Genomic DNA, 13,946 nt, shown 5'->3' with positions numbered 1-13,946 from the left:
GGGAGGTTCGGGTAAGGAGTGTTTGTAGAAGTCGAGCCTAACGCGAGCGGATGACAGAAACGCCTCGGCCGGGTGTCGGGCAGGGACCGGTCCGGTGCGGTCGGGGTCCCGATCCGCGCGCGTGTCCGAATCCTGGTCGTGATCGCGGACCGGGCCGGTCGGGCCCGGGTCGTCCAGTCGTACGAATGGCCCGGCCTGTGGACAACTCAGGCCGGGCCATCACGTCGCCGCCCTACGGTGAATCCGTCACGATCAACGGGCTCGTACGGGTCAGGCTCGTACGGAGCTCAAGCCGACGGGGGCGAGCAATGTCACCAGTTCACAGCGACGGGTACAGCGGGTGCTTCGCGGCGAGGGCGGAGACCCTGGCCTTCAGCGACTCACTGTCGTACGACGGCTTCAGCGCCTCGGCGATGATGTCGGCGACCTCGGTGAAGTCGTCGGCGCCGAAACCGCGCGTGGCCAGTGCCGGCGTACCGATGCGCAGACCCGAGGTGACCATCGGCGGCCGGGGGTCGTTCGGGATGGCGTTCCGGTTGACCGTGATGCCCAGCTCGTGGAGCCGGTCCTCGGCCTGCTGGCCGTCGAGCTCGGAGTTCCGCAGGTCGACGAGGACCAGGTGGACGTCCGTACCGCCGGTGAGGACGGACACGCCGTGCTCGGTGACGTCGGGCTGCACCAGGCGCTCGGCGAGGATGCGGGCGCCCTCGAGGGTGCGCTGCTGGCGCTCCTTGAACTCCTCGGACGCGGCGACCTTGAAGGAGACCGCCTTCGCCGCGATGACGTGCTCCAGGGGCCCGCCCTGCTGGCCGGGGAACACGGCGGAGTTGATCTTCTTCGCCAGCTCCTGCGTGGAGAGGATCACACCGCCGCGCGGACCACCGAGGGTCTTGTGGGTGGTGGTGGTGACGACGTGGGCGTGCGGCACCGGGTTCGGGTGCAGGCCCGCGGCCACCAGGCCGGCGAAGTGGGCCATGTCCACCATCAGGTACGCGCCGACCTCGTCGGCGATCCGGCGGAACGCCGCGAAGTCCAGCTGGCGCGGGTAGGCGGACCAGCCGGCGACGATCAGCTGCGGCCGGGACTCCTTGGCCAGGCGCTCGACCTCGCCCATGTCGACCTGGCCGGTCTCGTCGTCGACGTGGTACGGGACCACGTTGTAGAGCTTGCCGGAGAAGTTGATCTTCATGCCGTGGGTCAGGTGCCCGCCGTGGGCGAGGTTCAGACCCATGATCGTGTCGCCCGGCTTCAGCAGCGCGAACATCGCCGCCGCGTTGGCCTGGGCGCCCGAGTGCGGCTGGACGTTGGCGTGCTCGGCGCCGAACAGCGCCTTGATGCGGTCGATCGCGATCTGCTCGACCACGTCGACGTGCTCGCAGCCGCCGTAGTAGCGGCGGCCCGGGTAGCCCTCGGCGTACTTGTTGGTGAGAACCGAGCCCTGCGCCTCCATGACCGCGACCGGAGCGAAGTTCTCCGAGGCGATCATCTCGAGGGTGGACTGCTGGCGGTGGAGCTCGGCGTCGACAGCAGCGGCGACGTCCGGGTCCAGCTCGTGGAGGGAGGTGTTGAGAAGCGACTTCGAAGACATCACGGTCCCTGGGGTGTCAGTTGCCGGAGAGGGTGGCGTACTCGTCGGCGGAGAGCAGATCGTCCGGCGCGTCCGAGACGCGCACCTTGAACAGCCATCCACCCTCGTACGGGGCGGTGTTCACGAGCGACGGGTCGTCGACGACGTCCTGGTTGATCTCGGTGACCTCACCGGACACGGGGGAGTAGAGGTCGCTGACGGACTTGGTCGACTCCAGCTCGCCGCAGGTCTCGCCGGCGGCGACGGTGGCGCCCACCTCAGGGAGCTGGGCGAAGACGACGTCGCCGAGCGCGTTCGCGGCGAACTCCGTGATGCCGACCGTCGAGACGCCGTCCTCGGCGGCCGACAGCCACTCGTGCTCCTTGCTGTAACGCAGCTGCTGGGGGTTGCTCATGGCCTGATTCTCCTGGATGCGGGGGAGTGCTGGTGGACTGTCGTCTTGAAGAGTGAGACGCGCGGGTGTGCGCGAGGTCACTTCTGGCGCTTGTAGAAGGGGAGCGCCACAACCTCGTACGGCTCATGGGTACCGCGGATGTCGACGCCCACCCCGGAGGTGCCGGGCTCGGCGTGTGCCGCGTCCACGTACGCGATGGCGATCGGCTTGCCGAGGGTCGGGGACGGGGCGCCCGAAGTGACCTCTCCGACGACCTTGCCGTCCGCGACGACGGAGAAGCCGGCGCGGGGGACCCGGCGGCCCTCGGCGATCAGGCCGACCAGCTTGCGCGGCGGGTTGGTCGCGGCGCGCTCGGCGGCGGCCTCCAGGGCGGCGCGGCCGACGAAGTTGCCTCCGTTGGAGGTCTTCTCGAACTTGACGACCCGGCCGAGGCCCGCGTCGAACGGCGTCAGCGCGGTGGTCAGCTCGTGCCCGTACAGCGGCATGCCGGCCTCCAGGCGGAGCGTGTCGCGGCAGGACAGTCCGGCCGGGACGAGGCCTACGGGGGCGCCCGCCTCGGTCAGGGCCTGCCACAGCTTCTCGGCGTACTGCGGGGCGACGAACAGCTCGAAGCCGTCCTCGCCGGTGTAGCCGGTACGGGCGATCAGCGCGGGGACGCCGGCGACCGTGCCGGGCAGGCCCGCGTAGTACTTCAGCCCGTCCAGGTCGGCGTCGGTCAGCGACTTCAGGATGCCGGGAGACTCGGGACCCTGGACGGCGATCAGCGCGTATGCGTCACGGTCGTCGCGGACCTCGGCGTCGAACTCCCCGGCGCGGGCGGCGATGGCGTCCAGCACCGTCTGGGCGTTGGAGGCGTTGGCGACGACCATGTACTCGGTCTCACCGAGGCGGTAGACGATCAGGTCGTCGAGGATGCCGCCGTCCTCGTCGCAGATCATGGTGTAGCGGGCGCGGCCCACGGCGACACCGCCGATGTTGCCGACCAGAGAGAAGTCCAGGCAGTCTGCGGCCTGCGGACCCGTGACCGTGATCTCGCCCATGTGCGAGAGGTCGAAGAGACCGGCCTTGGTGCGGACCGCGTTGTGCTCGTCGCGTTCACTGCCGTACCGAAGCGGCATGTCCCAGCCCGCGAAATCGGTCATGGTCGCGCCCAGCGAGCGATGCACGGCATCGAGGGCAGTCAGGCGGGGGGTGTTCGTCATAGGGGTGGCTCCCAGGGCATGGCCGACGAGGACTTTCCTCCCCATCTGTCATCGGAACCTGAGAGGTTCACCACGACCGTGCGTAAATATGGCTGAACCATATGGCTGAACGTCGGTCGTGACTTGCACCTTGGGTGGAGCCACCTGGCAGCGGCCCGCTTTTCAGATGTGCCTCGCCCGCGCGGTACGGGGCCTGAGAGATTCAAGGGAGGGACTTGCTCCTTCGGCGCCCGGCGCACACAGTGGCCAGGACTCTCCCGCGCGGATTCAAGCGGCCGTTATGCAGTTGGCGCGGACATCATTGCACGCATCGGAGCAGTGTGGGGGGCCCGGCCCCAAACCGGCGCGAACGGCAAAACGCTTGTACCTCATTACCGTTTCTTTACACTCGGTGGACATGGGTACGAGTGACCCGACTGGGGGAGGACGATCACTGTGACGAGGCCTGGGGCGTATGCGACGACCGCGGGGGTCGCCGGCGCGATGCCCGCACAGCCCGGTGTGCCGGTGCGGAAGGCGCTCGGACGGCCCGAGCCGGTAGTCCGCGACCTGCGGGGGCGGGCCGGGCGCAGCCCGCACGGCCTCGATTTCGCGACGGGCGACGTGGTGGTCGTCTCCGGTCTGCCGGGCAGCGGCAAAAGCACGCTGATCAAGCGGACCGCGGCGACGCGCAGCATCGACTCCCAGGACGTACGCGAGCGCTGGGAGGACCGGATGCCCGGCCGCCTGCCGTACGCCGTCTACCGGCCCCTGGTGCGCATCGCGCATTACTCGGGCCTGTGGGGGGCGCTCCGCTCGGGCGAGAGCGTCGTCGTGCACGACTGCGGTACGCAGGCGTGGGTGCGCAGGCTCCTGGCCCGCGAGGCCCGGCGCCGGGGGCGCGCGCTCCATGTCCTGCTGCTCGACGTGACCCCCGAGGTCGCCCTGGAGGGCCAGGCCGAGCGAGGCCGTGGGGTCTCCGGCTACGCCTTCGCCCGGCACCGGCGGGCCGTGGGCCGGCTCGTGCGCGACGCGGAGAAGGGCCGGCTGCCGGCCGGCTGCACCTCGGCGGTGCTGCTGGACCGGAGCGCGGCGGGGGCGCTGCGGCGGATCGGCTTCGTGCCCGCCGACGACCGGGGCGAGTGACGCCGCGGGACGTCACGGGGGAATCCGACGCGTCAGGCCGGTCAGGTCGTTCGGCTCGGTCAGCTCGCTCGGGCAGGTCGGGTCGCTCAGCTCGTTCAGGCCCTTCACGGCGCGGCCAGTCGCGGAACGCCACGTGTTGCGGCGTGCAGGCGGCCGGCCGGGCATGACGCGCCGGACATCACCTAGGGTTTTTCCCGCAGGCAGCGCGGCAGCGTGGTGGGAAAGGGACTCCGGTGGACATGCACATTCCGGCGCAGGGCGCTCCGTACGGCGGCTGGCCGGGCAACGAGCTCGAGGAGGTGCTGGCCGCCTCGGTCGGCAACCCGTCCGCGGGCGGCCGGCTGATCGAGGTCCTGGGGCGCAGCCACGTCTGGGTACCTCTGCCGAACGGAGGCGGTCCCGACAGCCGGGATCTCGACCTGCCCACCATGGACATCCACGGCGCCGCGTACGTACCCGTCTTCAGCTCCGAGCAGCAGTTCCTGCACTGCGCCGGTTCTCACATGCCGTTCACCGTCGCGCCCGCCCGGGAGTTCGCCCGTGGCCTGCCGCCGCAGCTGGGCATCGCCGTGAACCCGGACGGCGCGGTGGGCGTGCCGCTGCCGCCCGCGGCTGTCGCCGAGCTGTGCCGGGTCGGCGCTGCGCCACTCGGGGGTCCCTCCCCGTCCGGAGGTCCCGGGGGAGGGGCGGCCAGTGGTGGCCGGGTACGGCTCTTCGAGCCGGACTGGCAGGACGACCCGCTCGACTTCCTGGCCGCGGCGGCGGCCGAGTTCGAGGCGTCCGGCACGGTGCTCTCCGCCCGGCGCTGCCTGGCCAGCATCGAAGGTGACGCCCCGGTGCTGTTCGTCGGCATCGAGCTGCTGGCCTGGGAACCCGCCGAGCGCAATGCCCCGATGGATGCTCTGGGCCGGGCGCTGGGCCGGGCCGAGGTGCCGTGGCCGGTCAACCTCGTCCTGCTCGACGTGGCCCAGGACCCGGTGGGGGACTGGATGCTGGACCGGGTGCAGCCGTTCTACCGGCGTCCTCGGCCGGACGCTCCGTAGCCTGTCCACAAGCGTCTCTCCAGCTCGCGCGACGGCGCGGGCGAGAAGTCCTGCGTCAAGTCGGTGTCAGGACTCCCGCTTAAGCTGGTTTGATGACCTGGCCGCACGAGTGTGCACCGAATGCGGCCGTCGGCCCCGTGACCGCGGGCCGGCACGGTGGACGGAAGAGGGGCGGGTTCCGGGTGAGTGCGTCAGGCACGGCGGCGGCCGGGCAGGTCGAGCACATGCTGCGCCAGGTGACGCCCGGGCGCTACGACGCCTACGAGGCGCTGCTGCACGCTCTCGCCGACCCCACGACCGGCCAGGTCTGGATGCTGCTCTGGCACGGGCAGGCCGGGTCCCCCGATGCCCAGTACGGGAACATGGAGGTGGACGGGCTCGGTTACGCGCCCTGCGTCACCTCCGCCCAGGAACTCGCCGCCAGCGGCTGGAACCGCGCCTGTGAGGTCGTCACCGGCCTCGACGTCGCCCGCGCGCTCTATCCCGACGGCTGGGGGATCTGGCTCAACCCGCACGCCCCCGGCGGCGGCGTCGGCATCCCGTGGGCGGACCTGCGCCGGATCGCCACCGGGCTGGACCGGATGCCGGCCGGACCGCTCCGGCTGTCCGAACCCGCCATCGAGATCCCGCAGTTCTACGCCCAGCTCACGCAGAACGCCCATCGCACCGGCCCCGTCCGGTCGCTGCGCCGCGCCTGGGTGCAGCCCGCGCTCGGCAGCCCGTACCTGGCCATCGGCCTCGATCTCTACGACACGACCGCGCCCTCGGTGGAGGCGGTACGCGTGATGATGCAGCAGTCGATCGGCGCCGTCCCGGACGGGCTGCCGGTCTCCACGGTCGCGATGTCCGACGAGTACGACCCGGTGGCGATGTGGCTGCGGGCGAAGGCCCGCCCGTTCTACGACCGCGAGGCGCACCAGCCTGCTGCGGCGCCCCCGGCGGCCTCGGGCTACCCGGGCACGTACTGACGCCCAGGGGCCGTCCCTGCCGCACCCGTTCGGGTCTCCCCCCGGTGCCCGGAGGCCGTCCCGTAGCCCGCCCGAGCCCCACACCGCTCCCTCGCGGCCCCACATCGCTCCCAGCCCCGGCCACTTCCCCGCCCAGGACAATTCCCGCGCAACCAGCACGCGTTGTTTTTCGTGTCCGATCCGGGCGTTACGGGCGGTCTTGCTCCGCTGAGCCGATCATTGCGTCCGGATAACGGAAGTCCCCTGGCCACATCACGGTTACGCATCCATTCCCCGACAGGTCTGGCGGGTGATCGCGGCAGCGTTGAAGACTCCCGCAACAAGGACCCGACGGTCCGGTGCACGAGCTGCTCCATCGAGCAATTTTCGCACCACGCGCACGATTTGCACCATTGATGTGAACGAAGCCGCCACAGCGGCGGGCATGGGCCGGCCACCGTCGGCCGAGAGGGGTCCCCACACCGATGACGGCACCACTGCACGACACGAGCGCGGCCGAGACCGCAGCCGTCGACGTCGCCGCCGATGTTCCCCAGAAGGCGATCGAGGGACGGTCCCCGTGGAAGATCGCCCTGATCCGGCTGAAGCGCGACAAAGTCGCCCTGGCCGGCGGCGTCGTGGTGCTGCTGCTGATTCTGGTCGCGATATTCGCTCCGCTGATCGTGAGCCTGCTCGGCCACCCGCCGGAGGAGCTGCACGAGGACCAGATCGACCCGCTGCTGGGTACCCCGATCGGCGACTGGGGCGGCATCAGTTCCGAGTTCCTCTTCGGGGTTGAACCGGTCAACGGCCGAGACGTCTTCAGCCGCGTGGTCTACGGAGCTCGCATCTCGCTTCTCGTCGCCTTCCTGTCGGCCTTCGTCGCGGTCGCGATGGGCACCGTATTCGGCGTCATGGCCGGCTACTTCGGAGGCTGGGTCGACGCGGCGATCAGCCGGGTGATGGACCTGCTGCTCGCCTTCCCGCAGCTGCTCTTCATCATCGCCCTGATCTCGGTCATCCCGAACGAGCTGTTCGGCTTCTCCGGTTCGGGGCTGCGCATCGCCGTCCTCGTGCTGGTGATCGGCTTCTTCGGCTGGCCGTACATCGGCCGCATCGTCCGGGGCCAGACGCTCTCGCTCCGCGAGCGGGAGTACGTCGAGGCCGCGCGCAGCCTCGGCGCGGGCCGGGTGTACATCCTCTTCCGGGAGCTGCTGCCGAACCTGGTGGCCCCGATCACCGTCTACGCGACGCTGATGATTCCCACCAACGTCCTGACGGAAGCCGCCCTGAGCTTCCTCGGCGTTGGCGTCAAGCCTCCCACCCCGTCGTGGGGCGAGACGCTCTCGACGGCCGTGCGCACGTACGAGGACGATCCGCTGTTCATGATCATCCCCGGTCTGGCGATCTTCGTCACCGTGTTGGCCTTCAACCTCTTCGGTGACGGCGTACGAGATGCGCTGGATCCGAAGGGGTCCCGCTGACCCCCGAGACCCCCGCACGTCCCTGCGGACAAACAGCCCCTGCCTATCAGTCAGGAGCGACAGCCAAGAACCACGGCTCTGAGAAGACCGTGACTACTACGGAGGTTGCGAGCATCGTGACAACCCATCGCACGTCGAAGCGCAGGCTTGCCGCAGGCACGGCTGTCGTGCTCGCGGCTCTGCTGACCACCACCGCATGTGGCGGCAACGGCAAGGACGACGAGAAGGACGGCGCCGGCAAGGCCCCCGGTTTCAACGCGGGCATAGGCAAGGTGGCCAACGCGTCCGACAAGAAGGGCGGCACCCTGAAGTTCGTCGGCACGCAGGACGCCGACTCCTGGGACCCGCAGCGCGGCTATTACGGCTTCATGTGGGACTTCGCCCGCTACTACACGCGTCAGCTCGTCAGCTTCAAGCCTGAGGCGGGCCCGGCCAGCACGGAGCTCGTGCCGGACCTCGCGACCGCCAACGCGGAGATCTCGGACGGCGGCAAGACCTACAAGTACACGCTCAAGGACGACGTGACCTGGGAGGACGGCACGCCCGTCACCTCGCAGGACATCAAGTACGGCATCGAGCGCACCTGGGCCCAGGACGTCATCTCCGGCGGCCCGGTCTACCTGATGCAGGTCCTCGACCCCAAGGGCGAGTACAAGGGTCCCTACAAGGACACGTCGCCGGACAAGCTCGGCCTGAAGGCCATCGAGACGCCGGACGCGAAGACCATCATCTTCAAGCTCCCGAAGCCGAACGGCGACTTCGAGCAGATGCTCGCCATGCCGGCCGCCTCCCCGGTGAAGAAGGAGAAGGACACCGCGGCCAAGTACGGCCTGAAGCCCTTCTCCAACGGCCCGTACAAGATTGACTCGTACGCGCCGAACAAGTCGATGTCGCTGTCCCGCAACAAGAACTGGAAGCCCGCCTCGGACACCATCCGCAAGGCGCTTCCGGACAAGATCACGGTCACCTTCATGGCCAACGCGGACGACATGGACAAGCGCCTGCTCAAGGGCGACTTCGACGTCGACATCAACGCGACCGGCATCGGCCAGGCGTCCCGCACGACGGCTCTGCGCGAGCACAAGGCCAACCTGGACAACGGCCAGACCGGCTTCATCCGCTACGCGGTGTTCCCGCAGACGGTCAAGCCGTTCGACAACATCGAGTGCCGCAAGGCGGTCATCTACGCCGCCGACAAGAAGTCGCTGCAGACCGCCCGTGGCGGCCCGCAGGCCGGTGGTGACATCGCCCCGAACATGCTCCCGGCGGGCATCAAGGGCGCGGACACCAAGTACGACCCGTACGAGGTCCTGAAGAACGACGGCGGCCCGAACCTCGAGAAGGCCAAGGCGGCGCTCAAGGCGTGCGGTCAGCCGAACGGCTTCAAGACCACCATCGCGGTGCGCAACAACAAGCCGGTCGAGGTGGCCACGGCCGTCTCGCTGCAGAACGCGCTGAAGCAGGTCGGCATCGACGCCCAGGTCGACCAGTTCGACGGCGCCCAGACGTCCGGCATCATCGGTTCGCCGAAGGTCGTCAAGGACAAGGGCTACGGCATCATCATCATGGGCTGGGGCGCGGACTTCCCGACCGGCCAGGGCTTCTCCCAGCCGCTGGTCGACGGCCGGTTCATCCTGCAGAGCGGTAACAACAACTTCTCCGAGCTGAACGACCCCGCGATCAACAAGCTCTTCGACGACGCCATCGCCGAGACCGACCCGGACAAGGCCGGCGAGATCTACAAGCAGATGAACCAGAAGGTCTCCGAGGCCGCTGTCTACCTGCCCTTCGTCTACGACAAGACGATCACGTGGCGCAGCAGCCGACTGACCAACGCCTACACGGCCGACGCCTACAACGGCCGCTACGACTACGCCTCGCTCGGCGTCGTCAAGTAAAACCCAGTCAGTTCACGTTCCAGTGCCACACCCGCTAGGCACGAAGGGCAGGTGATGGCCGCGAGCGGTGGCCCGGAGCCCTCTCCATAAGAGAGGGCCCCCGGGCCGCCGTCGGGCCGAGCGCAGTGCTTGCATATCTCATCAGGCGAATCTTCGCCGTCGTCGTCATGCTGATGGTCATCACTCTGGTGACCTTCGGAATCTTCTTCCTCTTCCCCAAGATGATCGGGACGGACCCGGCGCTGTACTTCGTCGGTAAGCAGTCCGACCCCGCCGCCATCGAGGGCATCAGGCAGAAGATGGGCCTGGACGACCCGATCCTGGTCCAGTTCGGCAAGTTCGTGGTCGGACTGGTGGCGGGTCGTACGTACGCCAACGGTTCCGACGTCACGCAATGCGCCGCGCCCTGCTTCGGGTACTCGTTCAAGACCGAGCAGGAGGTCTGGCCGCTTCTGCTCGAGTGGCTGCCGGTCACCCTCTCGCTCGCCGCGGGTGCCGTCGTGCTGTGGGTGGTCGGCGGCATCACCGCCGGCATCATCTCCGCTCTCAAGCGGGGTACCGCACTTGACCGTTCGGTGATGGGCATCGCCCTCAGCGGTGTCTCGCTGCCGATCTACTTCACCGGCATGCTCGCCCTGGCGCTCTTCTCCGACCAGCTGGGCTGGTTCGGCCGTCCGGACACGGAATTCGGCGAGGATCCGGTGACGTGGTTCAACGGCATGGTGCTGCCGTGGGTCAGTCTGGCCTTCCTGTACGCCGCGATGTACGCCCGCCTCACCCGGGCCACCATGCTCGAGGTCCTCAACGAGGACTACATCCGTACGGCGCGCGCCAAGGGCCTGACGGAGCCCGTGGTCATCGGCAAGCACGCGATGCGTTCGACCATGACCCCGATCCTGACCGTCCTCGGCCTGGACCTCGGAGCGCTGGTGGGCGGCGCGGTTCTCACCGAGTACACGTTCTCGCTGCACGGCCTCGGCTACAACGCCGTGAGGGCGATCAGCGACCACGACCTGCCGGTGATCCTCGGGGTCACCCTCATCGCGGCCTTCTTCGTCGTCCTCGCCAACCTCGTCGTGGACCTCATGTACGCAGTGATCGACCCCCGAGTGAGGCTCTCATGACCGATCTGACGAAGACCGGCGCCGTCGGCGAGCCCGTCTCCGCGGGCTCGGTCCCGTCCACCGCCTTCCTCGAGGTGCGCGACCTCCAGGTGCACTTCCCGACCGACGACGGCCTGGTGAAGTCCGTCGACGGCCTGTCCTTCCAGCTGGAAAAGGGCAAGACCCTCGGCATCGTCGGCGAGTCCGGCTCCGGCAAGTCGGTGACCTCGCTCGGCATCATGGGCCTCCACCGAGTCGGCCAGTACGGCCGGCAGAAGGCCCACCTGTCCGGTGAGATCTGGCTGAACGGCAAGGAACTGCTGTCGGCCGATCCGGACGAGGTACGCCGTCTGCGCGGTCGCGACATGGCGATGATCTTCCAGGATCCGCTGTCCGCGATGCACCCGTACTTCACCATCGGCAAGCAGATCAGCGAGGCCTACCGGGTCCACAACAAGGTGGACAAAAAGGTCGCCCTCAAGCGGGCCGTCGAACTGCTCGACCGAGTGGGCATTCCCGAGCCGCACAAGCGGGTCGAGAGTTATCCGCACGAGTTCTCGGGCGGTATGCGCCAGCGCGCGATGATCGCGATGGCGCTGGTCAACAACCCCGAACTGCTGATCGCGGACGAGCCGACCACCGCCCTGGACGTCACCGTCCAGGCGCAGATCCTCGACCTGATCCGGGATCTGCAGAAGGAGTTCGGCTCCGCGGTCATCATCATCACCCACGACCTCGGGGTGGTCGCCGAACTGGCCGACGACATCCTGGTGATGTACGGCGGCCGGTGCGTCGAGCGCGGTCCCGCCGAGAAGGTCTTCTACGAGCCCCAGCACCCGTACACCTGGGGCCTGCTGGGTTCGATGCCGCGAATCGACCGCGACCAGACCGAACGCCTCATTCCGGTCAAGGGTTCCCCGCCCAGCCTGATCAACATCCCGAGCGGCTGCGCCTTCCACCCGCGCTGCCCGTACGCCGATGTACCCAAGGGCGAGATCACCCGGACCCAGCGTCCCGACCTCCGTGAAGTCGGCAGCCGGCACTTCTCCGCCTGCCACATGTCACAGGAGGACCGGACCCGGATCTGGACCGAAGAGATTGCGCCGAAGCTGTGAAGGACCAGGCTGTGCCGGAGACGAACGTGACAATCCCCCAGCAGGCGGACGGCTCGCCCGAACCGCTGCTCAAGGTGTCCGGGCTGGTCAAGCACTTCCCGATCACCAAGGGAGTGCTCCGCCGGCAGGTCGGCGCCGTGAAGGCGGTCGACGGCCTCGACTTCGACGTACGTCCCGGGGAGACCCTGGGCGTAGTGGGTGAGTCCGGCTGCGGCAAGTCGACGATGGGCCGGCTGATCACCCGCCTGCTCGAACCCAGCGGAGGGAAGATCGAGTTCGAGGGCAAGGACATCACGCACCTCGGTGTCGCGGGCATGCGCCCGATGCGCCGGGACGTGCAGATGATCTTCCAGGACCCCTACGGCTCGCTGAACCCCCGACACACGGTCGGATCGATCGTCAGCGCCCCGTTCAAGCTGCAGGGCGTCACGCCCGAGGGCGGGATCAAGAAGGAGGTCCAGCGGCTCCTGAGCCTGGTGGGCCTCAACCCCGAGCACTACAACCGCTACCCGCACGAGTTCTCCGGCGGCCAGCGTCAGCGCATCGGTATCGCCCGGGCGCTCGCGCTGAAGCCGAAGCTCGTCGTGGCGGACGAGCCGGTCTCGGCGCTCGACGTGTCGATCCAGGCTCAGGTGGTGAACCTGCTGGACGACCTCCAGGACGAGCTGGGACTGACGTACGTGATCATCGCCCATGACCTGTCGGTCATCCGGCACGTCTCCGACCGCATCGCGGTGATGTACCTCGGCAAGATCGTCGAGCTGACCGACCGCAAGTCGCTGTACGAGTCGCCGATGCATCCGTACACCAAGGCGCTGCTCTCGGCGGTGCCGGTGCCGGATCCCCGTCGACGTGGCGTGAAGAGCGAACGCATCCTGCTCAAGGGCGACGTCCCCTCGCCGATCTCGCCGCCGAGCGGCTGCCGGTTCCACACCCGGTGCTGGAAGGCGACGGAGGTCTGCAAGACACAGGAACCGCCGCTGCTGGCGCTGCAAACCGGTCACCAGGTGGCCTGCCACCACCCGGAGAACGCTCCGGACCAGGTTCCTGGAGACGCGATTCTGCCGGAGGCGCGGGAGAGGATCGAGATCGTCGACGTGTCGAAGAAGCCGGAACCGGGACCTGCCGAGGGCAAGTTCGTGGTCGAGTCCGAGGTCGAGGCCGACGTGGAGCGCCGGACCGAATCGGAGTCGGCGTCGGTGGCCGCCGAGGCGGTGAAGCCGGAGCCGGCGGACGCCGGCACCGCGGTTGCCCCCGACGCGGCTCATCCCGGTGAGGCCGCCCCCGGCCAGGTGCCCGGCACCGGGAAGGAAATCGGCAAGGAGTAGACCCGGCACAATTGCCGGGTGTTCCACGAACTTTTCTCCCCCTCCGTCCAGCACGGGCTCGACGTCGCCGGGATCTTCGTCTTCGCGATCTCCGGTGCACTGCTCGCCGTACGCAAGAACTTCGATGTCTTCGGCATCGCAGTGCTCGCGGAGGTCACCGCGCTGGGCGGAGGGCTGTTCCGTGATCTGATCATCGGGGCCGTGCCGCCGGCCGCCTTCACGGACCTGGGGTACTTCCTGACCCCTTTGCTGGCCGCGGCCCTTGTCTTCTTCCTGCATCCGCACGTCGAGCGGATCAACGGCGCGGTCAATGTCTTCGACGCGGCCGGGCTGGGCCTGTTCTGCGTGACGGGAACCACCAAGGCGTACGAGTACGGACTCGGCCTCACCGCGTCCGCGGCCCTGGGCCTGGCCACCGCCGTGGGCGGTGGCGTGCTGCGGGATGTGCTCGCCAACGAGGTGCCGTCGCTGCTGCGCTGGGACCGCGACCTGTATGCCGTGCCCGCCATGATGGGCGCCGCGATGGTCGCCCTGTGCATTCGATTCGACGCGCTCAACGGGCTGACCAGCGGACTCGCCGTGGTGACGGCATTCGTACTGCGGCTACTCGCGATGCGCTTCCACTGGCGCGCGCCGCGCGCATGGAACCGGCGCTCGGCAACCGTCGAAGAGACCGGCTGAAAGAGAAAGCTACCGCTTAGTAGCAGTCAGGTGTAGCG

At 68.7% G+C, this 13,946-nt stretch carries 12 protein-coding genes and 1 riboswitch; of the genes, 9 read left to right on the top strand and 3 right to left on the bottom strand.

Features of this window, described 5'->3' with window-relative positions; genetic code table 11:
* Nucleotides 1-319: 319 nt before the first annotated feature.
* The 3 genes from glyA to gcvT form a co-directional block, all read right to left on the bottom strand.
* A complete protein-coding gene (glyA, locus tag AB0M62_RS22915; protein WP_366076136.1) occupies nt 320-1,588 on the bottom strand; it encodes a serine hydroxymethyltransferase in 1,269 nt (422 codons plus the stop codon).
* Nucleotides 1,589-1,604: 16 nt separating this feature from the next.
* A complete protein-coding gene (gene gcvH, locus AB0M62_RS22910; RefSeq protein ID WP_366076135.1) occupies nt 1,605-1,982 on the bottom strand; it encodes a glycine cleavage system protein GcvH in 378 nt (125 codons plus the stop codon).
* 77 nt (nt 1,983-2,059) lie between these two features.
* The gene (gene gcvT, locus AB0M62_RS22905) at nt 2,060-3,184 is read right to left on the bottom strand and encodes a glycine cleavage system aminomethyltransferase GcvT (protein WP_366076134.1); all 1,125 of its coding nucleotides are present in this window, start codon (nt 3,182-3,184) and stop codon (nt 2,060-2,062) included.
* Between the two features lie 172 nt (nt 3,185-3,356).
* Nucleotides 3,357-3,454: riboswitch (glycine riboswitch) on the bottom strand.
* 213 nt (nt 3,455-3,667) lie between these two features.
* On the opposite strand from gcvT, the gene AB0M62_RS22900 reads away from it, so the two are divergent.
* The 9 genes from AB0M62_RS22900 to AB0M62_RS22860 all read left to right on the top strand — a co-directional run bounded on the left by AB0M62_RS22900 (nt 3,668) and on the right by AB0M62_RS22860 (nt 13,908).
* On the top strand, nt 3,668-4,309 hold the full coding sequence (locus AB0M62_RS22900; RefSeq protein ID WP_366076170.1) for an AAA family ATPase: 642 nt from the start codon (nt 3,668-3,670) through the stop codon (nt 4,307-4,309).
* A 239-nt stretch (nt 4,310-4,548) separates the two neighbouring features.
* A complete protein-coding gene (locus AB0M62_RS22895) occupies nt 4,549-5,352 on the top strand; it encodes an enhanced serine sensitivity protein SseB (protein WP_366076169.1) in 804 nt (267 codons plus the stop codon).
* A gap of 182 nt (nt 5,353-5,534) precedes the next feature.
* A complete protein-coding gene (locus tag AB0M62_RS22890) occupies nt 5,535-6,320 on the top strand; it encodes an enhanced serine sensitivity protein SseB C-terminal domain-containing protein (RefSeq protein WP_366076133.1) in 786 nt (261 codons plus the stop codon).
* A gap of 464 nt (nt 6,321-6,784) precedes the next feature.
* On the top strand, nt 6,785-7,783 hold the full coding sequence (locus AB0M62_RS22885; protein WP_366076132.1) for an ABC transporter permease: 999 nt from the start codon (nt 6,785-6,787) through the stop codon (nt 7,781-7,783).
* A 116-nt stretch (nt 7,784-7,899) separates the two neighbouring features.
* Nucleotides 7,900-9,681 carry an ABC transporter substrate-binding protein gene (locus AB0M62_RS22880; protein ID WP_366076131.1) on the top strand — a complete coding sequence of 594 codons (1,782 nt, stop codon included), beginning with the start codon at nt 7,900-7,902 and terminating at the stop codon, nt 9,679-9,681.
* 125 nt (nt 9,682-9,806) lie between these two features.
* Complete coding sequence (locus AB0M62_RS22875) at nt 9,807-10,805, top strand: ABC transporter permease (protein WP_366076130.1); 999 nt, start codon at nt 9,807-9,809, stop codon at nt 10,803-10,805.
* Nucleotides 10,802-11,899 (top strand): ABC transporter ATP-binding protein, encoded by a 1,098-nt coding sequence (locus tag AB0M62_RS22870; RefSeq protein ID WP_366076129.1) that lies wholly within the window; start codon nt 10,802-10,804, stop codon nt 11,897-11,899. The genes AB0M62_RS22875 and AB0M62_RS22870 overlap by 4 nt, the downstream gene beginning before the upstream one ends.
* A gap of 11 nt (nt 11,900-11,910) precedes the next feature.
* Nucleotides 11,911-13,227, top strand: coding sequence for a dipeptide ABC transporter ATP-binding protein (locus AB0M62_RS22865; protein ID WP_366076128.1), 1,317 nt, complete (start codon nt 11,911-11,913; stop codon nt 13,225-13,227).
* A gap of 18 nt (nt 13,228-13,245) precedes the next feature.
* On the top strand, nt 13,246-13,908 hold the full coding sequence (locus tag AB0M62_RS22860) for a trimeric intracellular cation channel family protein (RefSeq protein WP_366076127.1): 663 nt from the start codon (nt 13,246-13,248) through the stop codon (nt 13,906-13,908).
* Nucleotides 13,909-13,946 lie beyond the last annotated feature (38 nt).

It is taken from the genome of Streptomyces sp. NPDC051219 (assembly GCF_040682335.1).
In the GTDB taxonomy this organism is placed as follows: domain Bacteria; phylum Actinomycetota; class Actinomycetes; order Streptomycetales; family Streptomycetaceae; genus Streptomyces.
Note: the sequence above shows the minus strand (reverse complement) of the source record. Positions and strands in the feature narration are given on the sequence as shown.

Excerpts from the sequence above, each read along its gene's own strand:
- AB0M62_RS22870 (WP_366076129.1), top strand. The coding sequence starts at position 10,802 with ATGACCGATCTGACGAAGACCGGCGCCGTCGGCGAGCCCGTCTCCGCG.
- AB0M62_RS22885 (WP_366076132.1), top strand. The coding sequence starts at position 6,785 with ATGACGGCACCACTGCACGACACGAGCGCGGCCGAGACCGCAGCCGTC.
- gcvT (WP_366076134.1), bottom strand. The coding sequence starts at position 3,184 with ATGACGAACACCCCCCGCCTGACTGCCCTCGATGCCGTGCATCGCTCG.
- glyA (WP_366076136.1), bottom strand. The coding sequence starts at position 1,588 with ATGTCTTCGAAGTCGCTTCTCAACACCTCCCTCCACGAGCTGGACCCG.
- gcvH (WP_366076135.1), bottom strand. The coding sequence starts at position 1,982 with ATGAGCAACCCCCAGCAGCTGCGTTACAGCAAGGAGCACGAGTGGCTG.
- AB0M62_RS22895 (WP_366076169.1), top strand. The coding sequence starts at position 4,549 with ATGCACATTCCGGCGCAGGGCGCTCCGTACGGCGGCTGGCCGGGCAAC.
- AB0M62_RS22900 (WP_366076170.1), top strand. The coding sequence starts at position 3,668 with ATGCCCGCACAGCCCGGTGTGCCGGTGCGGAAGGCGCTCGGACGGCCC.